The organism is Bacillus cereus group sp. RP43 (genome assembly GCF_040459645.1).
Taxonomy (GTDB): domain Bacteria; phylum Bacillota; class Bacilli; order Bacillales; family Bacillaceae_G; genus Bacillus_A; species Bacillus_A mycoides_C.
The window spans coordinates 3,537,123-3,552,351 of the sequence record NZ_JARVHQ010000001.1 but is presented as its reverse complement, the minus strand read 5'-3'; the positions used below and the strand labels follow the sequence as shown (position 1 = coordinate 3,552,351).

Sequence of the window (15,229 nt, the reverse complement as noted above, 5' to 3'; positions counted from 1 at the left end):
GTTTGATGCTATGTGATAGGAGTCATATAAATGAATACGTCACCAATTATAGATATTTTCCAAACCTTTTTTTATAAAGGGGTTATGATTTTAATGCCGATTGCCGTTGTAAGTATGATTGTCGTTATTATTATCGCGGTTATTATGGCGATGATGCAAATTCAAGAGCAAACGTTGACGTTTTTACCGAAAATGGCGAGTATTGTGCTCGTTATTATCATTTTAGGTCCGTGGATGTTTCAAGAGTTAACGATGCTTATTTTAGATTTATTTGATAAAATCCCATCGCTATTGCGTTCGTACTAAGATAGGTGAACTGAAATGAATATGGAATTATGGGCGGCGACGTTTTTTGCGTTTTGTCGCATTACTTCATTTTTATATTTTCTACCGTTTTTCTCAGGTCGATCAATTCCGGCGATGGCAAAGGTTACATTTGGACTCGCTCTTTCGATTACAGTGGCCGATCAAGTGGATGTCTCTCACATAAAGACAGTTTGGGATGTAGCAGCTTATGCAGGAACGCAAATTGTAATTGGGTTATCACTTTCAAAAATTGTAGAGATGCTGTGGAACATTCCAAAAATGGCAGGGCATATTTTAGACTTTGATATCGGTTTATCGCAGGCGAGTTTATTTGATGTGAATGCAGGATCACAGTCTACTTTACTATCAACAATTTTTGATATATTTTTTCTTATTATTTTTATTTCACTGGGCGGCATTAACTATTTCGTTGCCACGATTTTAAAGTCGTTTCAATATACAGAGGCGATTTCAAAATTGTTGACGACTAGTTTTTTAGATAGTCTACTCGCAACGTTATTATTTGCAATTACATCAGCGGTTGAAATTGCTTTGCCACTTATGGGCAGTCTATTCATTATTAATTTCGTCCTTATTTTAATCGCAAAAAATGCACCGCAATTAAACGTTTTTATGAATGCGTACGTAATTAAAATAACGTGTGGTATTTTGTTTATTGCGATGAGTGTACCGATGCTCGGTTATGTGTTTAAAAATATGACAGACGTATTACTGGAAGAGTATACGAAACTATTTAACTTTTTCTTAACGAAGTAGGGGGACGCGCATGGCAAAGGATAATAAAACAGAAAAGGCCACCCCGCAGAAGCGTAAAAAATCGCGTGAAGAAGGGAATATCGCCCGGAGTAAAGATTTAAATAATTTATTTTCCATTCTTGTATTAGCAGTTGTCGTTTACTTTTTCGGAGATTGGCTCGGTTTTGAGATTGCGAATTCCGTAGCGGTGCTGTTTGATCAAATTGGAAAAAATACAGATTCGACCGAGTATTTTTATTTAATGGGCATATTACTTCTGAAAGTATCAGCTCCTATATTAATACTCGTATACGCTTTTCATTTATTCAATTATATGATTCAAGTCGGTTTCTTATTTTCTTCTAAAGTACTTAAGCCGAAAGCATCACGTATTAATCCGAAAAACTATTTTACGAGATTGTTTAGTCGTAAAAGTTTAGTAGATATTTTGAAATCACTGTTTTATATGGGATTAATCGGTTACGTTTCGTACGTTCTCTTTAAAAAGAATTTAGAGAAGATTGTTAGTATGATTGGATTTAACTGGACAGCGTCACTTACTGAAATTATTAGCCAAATTAAATTTATCTTTTTAGCCATTTTAATTATTTTAATCATTCTTTCTATTATTGATTTCATTTATCAAAAATGGGAGTACGAACAAGATATTAAGATGAAAAAAGAAGAAGTGAAACAAGAGCATAAAGATAATGAAGGGGACCCGCAAGTAAAGGGGAAACGAAAAAACTTTATGCATGCCATCTTGCAAGGGACAATCGCGAAGAAGATGGATGGTGCAACGTTTATTGTGAACAACCCGACGCATATTTCAGTGGTGCTTCGTTACAATAAACAAGTTGATGCGGCGCCTATTGTCGTTGCAAAAGGGGAAGATGAGCTCGCATTATATATACGAACACTTGCCCGTGAACAAGAAATACCAATGGTGGAAAACCGTCCGCTCGCTCGTTCTTTATATTATCAAGTCGAGGAAGATGAGACGATTCCAGAAGATTTATATGTAGCTGTAATTGAAGTTATGCGCTATTTAATTCAAACGAAAGAACTTGAAGTATAATAGCGCGTTTGGAGGGGATCTCTTTGTTTAAGATGGATTCTGCAAGAACCTATTTTTCTATCTTTTTAGCAGCGTCATTCGTTGTGGCGCTCTTAATTCCACTTCCACCATTTATACTTGATATCGTTATCGTTTTTCTACTAAGTATGTCAGTGCTTATTTATATGCGAGCTACAAGTATTAACGAGTGGGATGAATTAAAGTCATTTCCGACGATGTTGTTATTAATCGGGATTTTCCGCGTATCGATTAACGTTTCGACGACGCGAGCGATTTTAACAGACGGAAATGCGGGTCATGTTATTGAAGAGTTCGGCCAGTTCGTAATTGGCGGGAACTTATTAATTGGTATCGTTATTTTTATAGTATTAATCATATTCCAGTTTATCGTTGCAAACGGTGCGTCTCGTACAGCTGAAGTAGCAGCTCGTTTTACACTTGATTCTTTACCAGGGAAACAAATGTCTATCGATGCTGACTTGAATCAGCGTCTTATTACAGAAAAAGATGCACAGGCGAAACGAAAAAAATTAAATATGGAAACAGAGTTTTACGGAGCGATGGATGGTGCCGGAAAGTTCATTAAAGGGGATGTTATTTTCGGGATTGTCATTTTATTCGTAAATATTATTTTCGGTTTAATTGTTGGTATGATGCAGCAAGGAATGAGCTTTGCAGATGCGGCTATTCACTATACACAGTTAACTGTTGGTGACGGAATTGTAAACCAAATCGGTTCGTTAATGCTTGCGATTTCAACAGGTATTATCGTAACGCGAGTATTTGACGGTTCACCTGATACAGTAACTGAAGGAATCTTTAAAGAGTTATTAGCGCATGAAGTTGTTGTATATGCGCTTGGTGGTTTATTTATCGCAATGGGTGTTTTTACACCGTTACCATTTCTACCATTTGCTCTCGTTGGTGGAACAATTATCTTCTTAGGAATTCGCAATAAAAAGCGAATAAAGAAAGAAAAAGAAGACGAGCTTCAAAAAGAATTAGAAATGATTCAAGGCGAGGATGAGCAATTACAGCAAGTGGAAGATTCATTCGGAGTCTTTACAGATAAATATCCAATTATTGTAGAACTCGGTTTAGATTTAGCGGCACTTGTAAAGCAGAAGATTAACGGGGAAACAGCTCGTGATAAAGTTGTTCTAATGAGGAAGTCGATTATTACCGACCTTGGTATTAACGTTCCTGGAATTAACTTTAAAGATAATACGAGTTTTAGACCGCGCGGACGTTACATTATTCGTATTAAAGGTGCGAAGGCGGCTGAAGGTGTTTTAAAATCAGGTTATTTATTAGCACTGAAAACACCGAACGTAATGGCTGATTTAGATGCAGAGCCAGCGAAAGATCCAATTTTCGGCGAAGATGGATATTGGATTTTGGAGCATATGGTACAAGATGCACAAATGAAAGGCTATCAAGTGTTAGAGCCACTCAGCATATTAATTACGCATTTAGATGTTGTCGTTAGACGTAACCTTCACGAGTTAATTCAGCGTCAACATGTGAAAGACTTGATTAACTCGCTTGAAACTGATAATGGCGTTTTATTAGAAGAGATTAAGAAGAAAGAAATTGATTTATCACTCGTTCAAAATGTTATTAAACAACTGCTGAAAGAAGGAATTTCAATCCGTGATTTACCGACAATTATTGAAGGTATTATTGACGGGAAAGAAATTTATCAAAACCATGTTGATGGTGTCACTGCATTTGTTCGTGAATGTATTTCAAAAGTTATTTGTGAGAGTGCGAAAAATCCTGACGGGAAAATTTATGCAGCGCTTTTCGCTGATTCGCTTGAGTTAGATGCAGATGTTGTTAATAATTCATACCAAGGTTATTTATTAAACTGGGATTTAGATTTAGAAACGCGTGTAGTAGAACAAGTACAGCGCGTTTTCAAACAAGCTCGTTTAATGGGAAGAGAGCCAGTATTATTAACACGCAGAAAAGATTTCAGGTTTGCGATTGTGAGACTTCTTGAACGTTATCAAATAGAAGCTAAAGTATTATGTATTAGTGAATTAGCACCAGAAATTGTTGTAGATCAAATTGCTTATATTGAATAGTAGGGGGTGAAGTAATGGAAAGTACAGAAAAAAAAGAAGCGTTAATGCGAATAAAAGCAGCTTCGAAAAATGAATTGTATCGAAAGTTATTTGACCAATATGGTACAGATTATTACTACGTTGTCGATGAAAGTGTAAAACGAAACATCCCGTTTTTTTGGAAGAAGAATTATGAAATGTTAGTCGCTTTTCCTGAAGATAAACAGGATGAAAATAGCGAAGGAACAACTCAATTTCATGAGCAATTAATGGATGTTGTAGGTGAACCTTCAGAAGAAATCGTGAAGGCGAATGGAATTCAATCGGTCTTGCACAATTTAGAAAACGTAACGACTTCTATGTCGTACGCAGCGATGCAAACAGGGAATAGTGAAGAATGGGCAAGAAAAAAAGAGAAACTATTACAACTGTTTGAAAAAGGAATCGTCGTTGTGAAACGTACGGAGGAGACGAAAGTAACGAAAAAACAGCCTGTTGTGAAACAAGCTATTCCTGTAAAGAAAGAAGAAGTAGTTATAAAACAAGAAAAACAGGAATCTGTACCATTTATTATTCAAAAAGTAATTCGGATGTTAGAACAAAACGATGTGGAACAATATTTCATTCATGCATATGCTGAAAAATTAAAAGTGAAGTTTGAGAATGCAACGATGATTACAGAAGAAGAAGTCATCGGATACATATTGGAAGATATGAGATCTCATTTCAATACTGAAAACGTATTTGAGAAAGAGGTACAAACAATTGCATTAATCGGTCCAACTGGCGTTGGAAAAACGACGACACTTGCGAAAATGGCATGGCAGTTTCATGGGAAGAAAAAAACAGTTGGTTTTATTACAACAGACCATTCTCGCATCGGGACAGTACAGCAATTACAAGATTACGTGAAAACAATTGGATCAGAAGTAATCGCTGTGCGTGATGAACCCGCAATGGCAAGGGCACTTACTTATTTTAAAGAAGAAGCTCGCGTTGATTATATTTTAATAGACACGGCTGGAAAGAATTATCGTACGTCAGATACGGTTGAAGAAATGATTGAGACGATGGGGCAAGTAGAGCCAGATTATATTTGTTTAACGTTATCTGCTTCTATGAAAAGTAAAGATATGATTGAAATCATTACGAATTTTAAAGATATTCACATTGATGGAATCGTATTTACGAAATTTGATGAAACAGCGAGTAGTGGTGAATTGTTAAAAATTCCAGCAGTATCATCAGCACCAATTGTATTAATGACAGACGGACAAGACGTGAAGCAACATATACATATCGCTACAGCTGAACATTTAGCAAAACAAATGTTACAAACATCGTAAGAAAAGAGGTGAAGAATAAGGCGCTTGCCTTATTCAAACGAGTATGAACGGTCTTTATATAGGTTCTATGGGTATGATGAATTACATGCAGCATATTAATGTTCATTCAAATAACGTTGCAAATGCCCAAACGACAGGATTTAAAGCAGAAAATATGACTTCTAAAGTATTTGATGTGCAAGACACATATCGCCGCGGAGACGGATCGGCGACAAATATCGGTTCGACCGATTACGCTGTCGTACCAGCTGCGACACATGTGAATTTAGCGCAAGGAAATTTACAAATTACAAATAGCCCTACAGATTTCTTTTTAGATGACGGTGCGGCTGGTACATCATCATTTTTCGTTACTTCTAAAAATGATGAAACATTTTTAACGAGAGATGGTAGTTTTACATTAAATAGTGATCGTTATTTACAAACAGCATCTGGTGCTTTCGTAATGGGTGAGAATAATGAACGTATTCGTATTCCAGAAGGAGCAAAGGTAGCTGTACAAGCAGACGGTACATTATACGATGAAGTAACACAAAATAATATTGGCCGCTTGCAAACGAAAACAGTAGATGCAGAAACGAATGCTCGCCTTGTGCAACGAGAAAATAAAAGTTTTACACTAGCAGAAGGTAACCTCGCTGATTTACCGAATGGAACAGGGATTGTGAAAAATCATATGCTAGAAAATTCAAATGTAGATATGACGAAAGAGATGGCAGATCTTATGTCGAGTCAAAAAATGATTCAAGCATCGCAGCGCATCATGACTTCGTTTGATAAAATTTATGAAAAAGAAGCAAATGAAATATTGAGGTAAAGGACTTCCCATTAGTGGGAGTCTTTTTTTGTTGCTTTTATTTCAGTAACATCATAAAATGATAATGATTATCAATATCATTATCAATATCATTATTCTTTAAAAAGAATGGACGTTGTGATTGTATCAGTCTTTGCTTAACTAGGTGAATTAAAAACTAAGGGGAAGGTGTGTACATATGTCTACAAAAAAACAGCTTTGCATTGGGTTATGTTTGATTTCTAGAAATAAAGAGCAAGAGAATAAGTTTGATTCAGGAATCGATGAACAAGTAGAGTTAGCAAGACTGGCGGAGAAGGCTAAGTTAGATTTTGTTTTTAAAGCGGATTATTTAGTGGCACATCCAGATTTAATTGCACGTAATAAGGGGAATGTAATTTTAGATCCGACATTACTTTTTACCGCTATTGCTTATGCGACAGAAAAAATTGGAGTCGTTACGACCGCTTCAACATCATTTTATCCACCATATATACTAGCGAGGCAACTACAATCTTTAAATTGGATTAGTAACGGACGAGTAGGATGGAACATTGTCACATCCATTGACGGTGCTGAAAACTTTGGTGAGACAGGGATGCCACCATCTGAAGAGCGATACGCGAAAGCGGCAGAATGTACAGATTTAGTAAGAAAACTTTGGAGGAGCCATCCTTATGAAGTTTTAAAAGAAGACAACGCAGATGTAATTAGAGAAATGGTACAGCCAATTGAGCATCGTGGTGAACATTTTGAGGTGAAAGGTCCACTTAATGTTCCGCAACATATTTCTGGGGAAATGCCTTTATTTCAAGCTGGTGCTTCAGAGTCTGGTCGGAATTTCGCTGCTTCTGTTGCGGATGCAATTTTCGCCGCGATGCCAGATGTAGAGTCAGGAATCGAACTTCGTCAAGATTTAAGAAGAAGAGCAGAAAAGCATGGCCGAAAGCAAGATGATATACGTGTATTGCCTGGTTTATATTTCTTTATTGGTGATTCATATGAAGAAGCACTAGAAATGCACAGGCAAGCTCATCAACACCTTACAAAAGAGAAGAGGTACGCTTTACTTGAAATGGTTCTCGGGTTAGACGTTAGAGGGATACCATTAGAAAGTAAGGTTACTGAACATATGCTACCGAGTAGGAATCAAACTGTACGCAGTAAGACACATGCCGAATTATTACGGAATTTTATCATTAAAAATGAACCAACTGTTGAGAAAATACTAGAACGACCAGAAGTTGTTGGTTCTGCTCATTGGGTCGCTATAGGCACACCACAAGACGTTTGTAAGCAAATTATGGATAGGTTTGAAGCCGGAGCATTAGATGGATTTATTGCAATTCCAGGCGGACCTCCAAAATCATTGGATTTATTCTTTAGTGAAGTCATTCCTTTATTCGTAAGAGCAGGTGTGTTTAGGGAAGAGTATACAGGTTCAACCTTGCGTGAGCATTTGGAGGGGAACATATCAAATACTTTGCAGTTAAAATAAGTGGAATAGTATGTACAAAAAGCCTTTCACAAGAAGGCTTTTTATTTCGTTTTAAAATTTCAGAATTATCAATTGACTTTATAGGTCTTCTTTTTTATATTGGTAGGTATAGTAATAACTACTAATATAAAATGCATCGTTTTGAAATGAGAGTTATTTAGATTGTGAGGGATTACCGATGGATGAAATTATAAAAGAATTACAAAAGTTAGGTTTTTCTCAATATGAATGTAAAGCGTATATTGGTTTATTAAAACATTCCCCAGTAACAGGTTATGAAGTTAGTAAGCAAACAGGAGTACCCCGTTCAATGATTTATGAAGTACTTGGCAAGTTGATGGATAAAGGTGCAGTACATTTAGTCCCTTCTGAACCAGTGAAATATGTACCAGTACCAGCTACTGAATTAATGGATCGAATGCGAAAAGACTTTGAAAAATCCTTTGAATTTTTAGACCAAAAATTAAATTGTTTAGAGCAGGAGCGACAAATTGATGTAATTTCGCATATTCGCTCAAATGATCGTGTTTTGAAAGAAATATGCAATATAATTAGTAGAGCAAAGGAAGAGTTATGGATTTCTGTATGGGAAGATCAAGTGCATGAGATTGAACCGCTTATTCATACAAAGGAAGCGGAAGGAGTACATATATTTTCAATCTTATTTGGTGCCGCAGAAACAAAAATAGGAGCGACATTTCATCATAATTATATGACGCCTCACGTTGTTGAAAAGAGAATGGGTGGTCATTTAACTGTTATCGCACGTGATGGGGAAGAAGTGTTAATTGCTAACTTCTCAAATGATAGCACTTCATGGGCCGTTACAACCTACGATCCAGCTTTAGTTCTCGTTGCTACGGAGTATGTGCGGCACGACATTATGGTGGAAGAGATTACAAAGGAATTTGGAGCTGATAAGTTAGATACGTTATGGCGAGAAAATATAGATTTAGTTCATGTCGTAACAGGAAAACGGAGTATGGAAGAAATGGAGGGAGAGAAAGGTGAATAAGGCTCAGGCACATATGACATTGCAGAGTGATGATACATTTCAACAAGGTGTAAAGGATTGTTTACCAACTGTATTTGGATATTTGAGCATTGGTATAGCGGCTGGTGTAATTGCGAAAACAGCTGGTTTCTCCATCATTGAAATTGCTTTTATGTCCACTTTAATTTACGCGGGTTCTGCTCAATTTATATTAGCAGGTATGTATGCTGCTGGTGCTCCTGCTTCGGCAATCATTTTTACCGTATTTTTTGTTAATCTACGGCACCTTTTAATGAGCGCTGCGCTTGCACCCTATTTCACGAAAATTCCTCTATTTAAAAACTTAATCATCGGTTCGCAAATTACAGATGAAACTTTCGGTGTTGCAGTGCAGCACGCAGCGCAAAAAGGTTATTTAGGTGAAAAGTGGATGATGGGGCTTAATGTAACAGCATATTTAAATTGGATTATCGCTACGATTATCGGTGGACTTTTTGGTGAATGGATACCAGATCCGCATACGTACGGGATGGATTATGCGTTACCAGCAATGTTTATCGGACTATTTGTTCTTCAGCTTATAAGTAGCAAACCGAAACTAGCAATTCATCTTACTGTTGCAATTGTAGCTATTATTATTGCATATGTTTCACACTTATTTATGCCAGAGAGTATAGCAGTTATCATTGCAACCTTATTAGCTGCGACGATTGGAGTGGTGATTGAAAAATGGAAATGAGATTAGACGTATTATTACTTTTACTAGCAGCAGGAGCAGTTACACTCGTGCCACGTATATTACCTCTTCTCGTATTTAGCAAATTGCAAATTCCAGATTGGGGCTTAAAATGGTTAAATTACATACCAATTGCGATATTAGCAGCACTTTTAGCGCAAGTATTATTTATGCACGAGACAGTGCAGTGGGATTACCTTATCGCAGCAATTCCAACATTTCTTGTTGCAATATATACTCGTAGTTTAGTAGGAACAGTATTAACAGGCGTCATTGTGATTATTTTGTTACGTTTCTTTTTCTAAAAAGGATTACGCTCACGTAATAGCGAAAGGTGTAATAACATGAAATATATAGGGGTGGTGTTATGATACTTTTAACGATAGGAGCAATTTTATTAACGTTATTTATTTTCTTTATTATCGGCTTCATTACGTTTATGATGTTTGTGGATAGGGCGACACCTCAAATTTATTACACACCTTGTGAATCAGTGACAGTGAAATCTAAATGTAAAAATAGAAGGAAGAAAAGTTGATGTTGGGCTTTTCTTTCTTCTGTTTTTACATTCCCGAAAGAACTAACAATAATAAGCCAAAAATAAAACTAATAAATGAGAGAAAACCGATACATATCGAGAACACACGATTATTTCTCCATTCGCGCCAGAAAACGATACATCCTAAAATACAGAGGAAAAACCAAATGGGCAGGAATATGAATTGACTCACTTTCTCAGGTAGTAATGAATAAAAATTTGTTAAATATAATATCCAATTAGCAAAAAACAAAGTGCATACGATGAATGATTGTAAGTAGGGACGTTTTAAGAATGTCCCTTTTTTAACGTTTATAAAAATGAGAGCTAAGCTGAAAGAAAGGGAATTATTATGAAAATGAGTAATAGTAATGTTAGTGACATATGAAGCTCCTTTATAAGATTGTCTTCATAAGAAACGAATCTATTATTTTGTATGCTTGCTTTGTAGATTCCTTGTTATATTTTTCAGTGTATGGATTTAAAAATCCATGTTCACCTTGTAGTTGTTTTATTTCTAATAAAGGATTATCTTGTTGCTGTAATGTTTGCATTAAGGAGCATACTGAAAAATTAGTTTCTTTTTCAGGGAAAATAAGTAATGTAGCACACGAAGGTTTCACGTGAGCATAGTCGCGTATACGAGAACCGTAACACCCAATGATAAAATCTATTTTTGAATTGTTACTACAGAGCCAAGCGATTGTTGCCCCAACGCTAAAACCGAGAAGTCCTATATGTGTGTAACTATTGGAAAGGCTAGTAATGAGTTCTTCAATTTGCTCTTTTCCATCATCAAATCCAATGTGATTCATAAAATGCTGATATGCTTTTTCTTCATCACTATAATGAAATGCTTGTTGTAATTGTAGAAGATTAGGACAGAATACATCTATATGAGATGTAGTGAAGTGGTCAATAACATGATGCATATGATCGTTCACACCGTATATTTCATGAACAGAAACGAGAGCTAATTTTTTCTTCATAGTTACAATGTATCTCTATGAAACTTATATTCTTTCTCAACAAGGCAGATACGCAGGTGGAAGTTTTCATACCATTGCTCACGGCCTCTTTTTTTCGCTTCTTTATGTAAGGCGTTCTTTTTCCAATTTTCAATTGCTTCGAGTGATTCCCAATAAGAAATTGTAATTCCGAGTCCTGAATTACCTCGTGCACTTTCTACACTTAAAAATCCAGGCTGCTGTTTCGCAAGGTCCTCCATTTTTTCAGCAACGGCATTATAGTCTGTTGTATCATTCGATAGATTAGAAGTGAATATAACTGCATAATAAGGATTAATTTTTTGTGGATTCTTTTCCATACAATTTCCCCCTTGAATAGTAGTTCATAGTTTGTATTTTAGCATGTAATAAAAAGAAAAGAAGAACGAGGCTTCTTTTCTTTTTTTAGGCCGCAAATTTTAATCCAGCATACTTGTGCTGGTTTCTTTTGAATATTTTTCTCTTCCAATGTTATTTGTATTAATTGTAAGTAACCAGCGATAAAATCTTTTTATATTACCTTATAATTATTAAGTAATTCGTGTTGTGTAGAATATCATAAATAGGAGAAAAAGTATGAAGTTTTTATTTTACATTCGAAATTTAATTATTATTAAATACTTATAATGAATCTAAAAATCTTTATATAAAAATGTATAAATTAGTAATTTATCACATATTTTGTTAACAAATCTTATATTTTATATTAGAATAATACGTATAAAGTATATTCGTATAATATATTAACGAATTTTAATTAAGGAGGTGACCTCTTTGCACAATAAGATAAAAGAAAATAAAAAAATATTAAATGTATTTGTAGTTGTTATGAGTTTATTTTTACTATTATCGCAGTTACAGTTTTTTAAACCAATGGATAGAGTAAGGGCAGAAGCTACAGATGAAGAAGGTTTTGATACACCAACCTATCAATCTATTCATAAAGGTGATATGTATTCTACTGGGAATGTGAATTTAGGTATTAAAGCTACTGAAGCTCAGAAACAAACGGCATTGTATTCGGATATAACGTATACTTACGGGACAACACCGAATGGTTATACACGTGAATTAATTGATGTGGATGACGACCCAACAACTACAAATTCATCTAAAGCATATATTCCTGTTCCAGAGGATGCTGAAATCGAATGGGCTGGGTTATATTGGAGTTCAACACGTTACGAATTAACGCAACAGCAATATGTGGCACCAGTTAAGTTTACTACACCGGCCGGGAAGAGCTTTCAAGTATCACCAAGTAATACGTATTACGGAAGTGGCTTGCTTTATGGTTTCGGTATTGATGGTACTTATTATTCTAACTATGCAGATGTTACAGGGCTTTTAAACTCTTCTAATGCAAAGGGAGGAAGCTATACTGTAGCAAATATTCCTTATCCAAATACAAAACTTGCATATAATTCTGGGTATTATTCTTTTGCTGGTTGGTACATGTTAGTAATCACGAAAGATAAGTCAAAAACAAGAAAAGCATTTACTGTGTATGATGGTGGATTGAAAAGAGCTACTGGATCTGGTGAAAAAGAATTCACGATGAAAAACTTTATTGCTTCAAAAACTGGAGATTTAGATCCGAAAGTTTCTGTTTTCGCTGTTCAAGGAGATAGATATTGGCAAGGTGATAAACTCTTTGTTCATACAGATAACACCTGGAAGGAAGTTACTGATAAGCTGAATCCGACAGGTAATATATTTAATTCCACTATTTCTGAATATGAGGAACATATGCGAGATAAGTATCCAGGTACATTTAACCCAGATTATAAAAATAATTTAGGGATTGATGCAGATTTAATAAAGCTACCGGCAGGATATATTAAACAAAATCAAAAGGAAATACGTTTAAAAGCTGCGACATCTGGTGATGATTACGTATTAAATACATTAGCCTTTGCAGTAAATGCAACAGCGCCAGAGCTTGTAATCGATAAGGAAGTAATAGATACAAAAGAAAAGTACGATCCCGGTGATGAAGTTACATATCGTTTACGGGTGAAAAACATTGAACCGAATTCGAGTTCTGTTGATACAAAAATTGAAGATGTTTTAGATTCGCGTCTAGAATTTGTACCAGATTCGGTGAAAATTATTTCTGGTCCGAATGCGGGAGATCAAACAGAACAGGTTGATTATAATGCAAAGACAAGAAAGTTAACGATAAGAATTGGTGAAGGAGCAAATGCTACGAAAGGTGGAATCTATACGGATAAAACACCTGAGACAACCGTTGAATTTAAAGCGAAATTAAGGGGAGAAAAGGTAGAAACAGAAATTCCTAATATCGCTGTTGTTCAAGGGATTGATGAGTTAACAGGAAGTCTGGTTGAAGCTAACGATTCTAATAAAGTAGTAGTTAAAGTATTACCTGAACGAGAAGAGAAACACGGTAAGTTAGTAGCTACTAAACTAGCTAAAGATATAAACGGTGGTACGCTGAAAGTTGGCGACAAACTAGAATATACAATTCATACTAAAAATAGTGTGCCAGATTCTCTCTTAAAATCAGTTAAAATTACGGATAAACTTCCTGAAGGAGTAGAATATGTTCCAAACACGTTAAAGATAAACGGGAAGGAACAAACGGATGTTGAAGATGAAGATCATGCACATATAAAAGATGGAACAATTTATGCTCATTTCGGCGACCTTAAAGGCGAGGAAGAGAAAGCAATCACGTTTGAAATTGTTGTAAAACCGGAAATGGCAAATAAGAAAGTAAAGAATATAGCAATAGTTGAGACGGATAGTTCGGCAGATAAGGAGAAGCCAGAAGTTGAAACACCAGTCGACCCGTTGTCTGGACAACTAGAATCGAAGAAAGAGATTATTGATATGAGGCAAGAAAAAGTTCATGTCAATGATGAATTTGAGTATCAAATTAAAGTTCGAAATAAGGTAGAAAATGGACTTATTAAAGATATGCGTCTAATGGATAAACTTCCTGAAGGTGTAGAGTATGTAGCTGGTAGTATGAAAGTGGATGGGAATTTACTGACAGACGCAGTTGACGAAGATGCAGGGTCGTATGAGGATAATACGATTAAAGTAAATTTTGGTGACGTGCTTGATACGGAAGAAAGAATGGTAACTTTTAAAGTGAAAGTTACGCAAGACGCATTAAAAACGAAAGAAATTGAGAACATAGCGGTTGTTGAGGGGAAAACACCAGATAATGAAGATTTACCACCACAAAAACCGAATGTAAAAACGAATGTGGAAGCAAAGGAACCTAAAGTAAGAAAGATGGTTTCGGATGCAGATGAAAAAGAAGTGGAAAAAGCGACATTACAAAGTATAGATGAAGAGTTTACATGGCATGTAAACTATAATTTTGGTAATGATGTTATCAACCTTGAAAAAGTAGTATTGCAGGATGACTTAGAGGATATTTTAACTATCTTACAAGTAAAACTTGTAAACAGCGATGGAGAAGAAATAGAAGTTATACCGCAAATTGATGAACAATTAAAGAAAGTAAGTATTGAGTTACCGAAGCAGGACGGAAATTATACTTATCTTGCGAATCAATCGTATACAATGCATATTAAGTCAGGACTAAACGCTAATGTAAATGCAGATATACTAACGAAATACAATGCGAATGATGGTATTCCAAATAAAGCGGAGTTACTGTTTGATCAGAAGAAATCCGTATCAAATGAAGTATTTATAGTACCACCAACATTAGGGGAATTTGAGATTGAAAAAGTAGATGCGAACGATGAAAATCTCAAATTAGAAGGCGCAGTATTTCAAGTGATTGATAAAGATGGAAAAGTAGTATCTGAATTAACAACGGATAAAAATGGTGTAGCTATTTCTAATCCATTGCTAGTTGGAAAATATATGTTAAAAGAAGTACAAGCACCAGTAGGATATATGCTTATGAAAGAGCCAATTGAAATTCATGTGACTAGCGATGTATCTACCCAAAAAATAAAAATAGTAAATCATAAAAATGAGTGGATTATCCCTGAAACAGGTGGCATAGGAGCAATTGTCTTTTATGTAATTGGTGGAATATTGATGTTCATTACATCTTTCTTCTTCTTCAGAAAAAGAAAGATTATGAAATAGATTA

Annotated in this window: 14 protein-coding genes and 1 pseudogene; 12 read left to right on the top strand and 3 right to left on the bottom strand. The window is 35.4% G+C overall.

The window, feature by feature from the left end:
* Nucleotides 1–30 precede the first annotated feature (30 nt).
* The 11 genes from QCI75_RS18490 to QCI75_RS18440 all read left to right on the top strand — a co-directional run bounded on the left by QCI75_RS18490 (nucleotide 31) and on the right by QCI75_RS18440 (nucleotide 10,117).
* On the top strand, nucleotides 31–306 hold the full coding sequence (locus QCI75_RS18490; RefSeq protein WP_002011993.1) for a flagellar biosynthetic protein FliQ: 276 nt from the start codon (nucleotides 31–33) through the stop codon (nucleotides 304–306).
* Nucleotides 307–321: 15 nt separating this feature from the next.
* The gene (locus QCI75_RS18485; protein ID WP_001055697.1) at nucleotides 322–1,083 is read left to right on the top strand and encodes a flagellar biosynthetic protein FliR; all 762 of its coding nucleotides are present in this window, start codon (nucleotides 322–324) and stop codon (nucleotides 1,081–1,083) included.
* A gap of 10 nt (nucleotides 1,084–1,093) precedes the next feature.
* Entirely contained in the window at nucleotides 1,094–2,140 is a 1,047-nt protein-coding gene (flhB, locus tag QCI75_RS18480) for a flagellar type III secretion system protein FlhB (RefSeq protein WP_002166036.1), read from the top strand.
* Nucleotides 2,141–2,163: 23 nt separating this feature from the next.
* Complete coding sequence (gene flhA / locus QCI75_RS18475) at nucleotides 2,164–4,230, top strand: flagellar biosynthesis protein FlhA (protein ID WP_353760986.1); 2,067 nt, start codon at nucleotides 2,164–2,166, stop codon at nucleotides 4,228–4,230.
* Between the two features lie 14 nt (nucleotides 4,231–4,244).
* On the top strand, nucleotides 4,245–5,555 hold the full coding sequence (gene flhF / locus QCI75_RS18470) for a flagellar biosynthesis GTPase FlhF (protein ID WP_144505728.1): 1,311 nt from the start codon (nucleotides 4,245–4,247) through the stop codon (nucleotides 5,553–5,555).
* Nucleotides 5,556–5,598: 43 nt separating this feature from the next.
* On the top strand, nucleotides 5,599–6,372 hold the full coding sequence (locus QCI75_RS18465; RefSeq protein ID WP_353760985.1) for a flagellar basal-body rod protein FlgG: 774 nt from the start codon (nucleotides 5,599–5,601) through the stop codon (nucleotides 6,370–6,372).
* Between the two features lie 178 nt (nucleotides 6,373–6,550).
* The gene (locus tag QCI75_RS18460; RefSeq protein ID WP_353760984.1) at nucleotides 6,551–7,849 is read left to right on the top strand and encodes an NtaA/DmoA family FMN-dependent monooxygenase; all 1,299 of its coding nucleotides are present in this window, start codon (nucleotides 6,551–6,553) and stop codon (nucleotides 7,847–7,849) included.
* A gap of 178 nt (nucleotides 7,850–8,027) precedes the next feature.
* Complete coding sequence (locus tag QCI75_RS18455; RefSeq protein WP_353760983.1) at nucleotides 8,028–8,864, top strand: TrmB family transcriptional regulator; 837 nt, start codon at nucleotides 8,028–8,030, stop codon at nucleotides 8,862–8,864.
* 13 nt (nucleotides 8,865–8,877) lie between these two features.
* A complete protein-coding gene (locus QCI75_RS18450; RefSeq protein ID WP_483299475.1) occupies nucleotides 8,878–9,582 on the top strand; it encodes an AzlC family ABC transporter permease in 705 nt (234 codons plus the stop codon).
* Nucleotides 9,573–9,884: an AzlD domain-containing protein gene (locus tag QCI75_RS18445; RefSeq protein WP_353760981.1), complete on the top strand. Its 312-nt coding sequence runs from the start codon at nucleotides 9,573–9,575 to the stop codon at nucleotides 9,882–9,884. The genes QCI75_RS18450 and QCI75_RS18445 overlap by 10 nt, the downstream gene beginning before the upstream one ends.
* Before the next feature lie 62 nt (nucleotides 9,885–9,946).
* Nucleotides 9,947–10,117 carry a DUF3951 domain-containing protein gene (locus tag QCI75_RS18440; RefSeq protein ID WP_353760980.1) on the top strand — a complete coding sequence of 57 codons (171 nt, stop codon included), beginning with the start codon at nucleotides 9,947–9,949 and terminating at the stop codon, nucleotides 10,115–10,117.
* A gap of 25 nt (nucleotides 10,118–10,142) precedes the next feature.
* Here QCI75_RS18440 and QCI75_RS18435 read toward each other — a convergent pair.
* The 3 genes and pseudogenes from QCI75_RS18435 to QCI75_RS18425 all read right to left on the bottom strand — a co-directional run bounded on the left by QCI75_RS18435 (nucleotide 10,143) and on the right by QCI75_RS18425 (nucleotide 11,444).
* Nucleotides 10,143–10,501, bottom strand: a pseudogene (locus QCI75_RS18435) (hypothetical protein).
* Nucleotides 10,502–10,512: 11 nt separating this feature from the next.
* Entirely contained in the window at nucleotides 10,513–11,106 is a 594-nt protein-coding gene (locus tag QCI75_RS18430) for a dienelactone hydrolase family protein (protein ID WP_144505720.1), read from the bottom strand.
* Between the two features lie 2 nt (nucleotides 11,107–11,108).
* Nucleotides 11,109–11,444 (bottom strand): antibiotic biosynthesis monooxygenase family protein, encoded by a 336-nt coding sequence (locus tag QCI75_RS18425; protein ID WP_144505719.1) that lies wholly within the window; start codon nucleotides 11,442–11,444, stop codon nucleotides 11,109–11,111.
* A 445-nt stretch (nucleotides 11,445–11,889) separates the two neighbouring features.
* Between QCI75_RS18425 and QCI75_RS18420 the strand changes: the two genes are divergently transcribed.
* Nucleotides 11,890–15,225, top strand: coding sequence for an isopeptide-forming domain-containing fimbrial protein (locus tag QCI75_RS18420; RefSeq protein ID WP_353760979.1), 3,336 nt, complete (start codon nucleotides 11,890–11,892; stop codon nucleotides 15,223–15,225).
* Nucleotides 15,226–15,229: the final 4 nt, after the last annotated feature.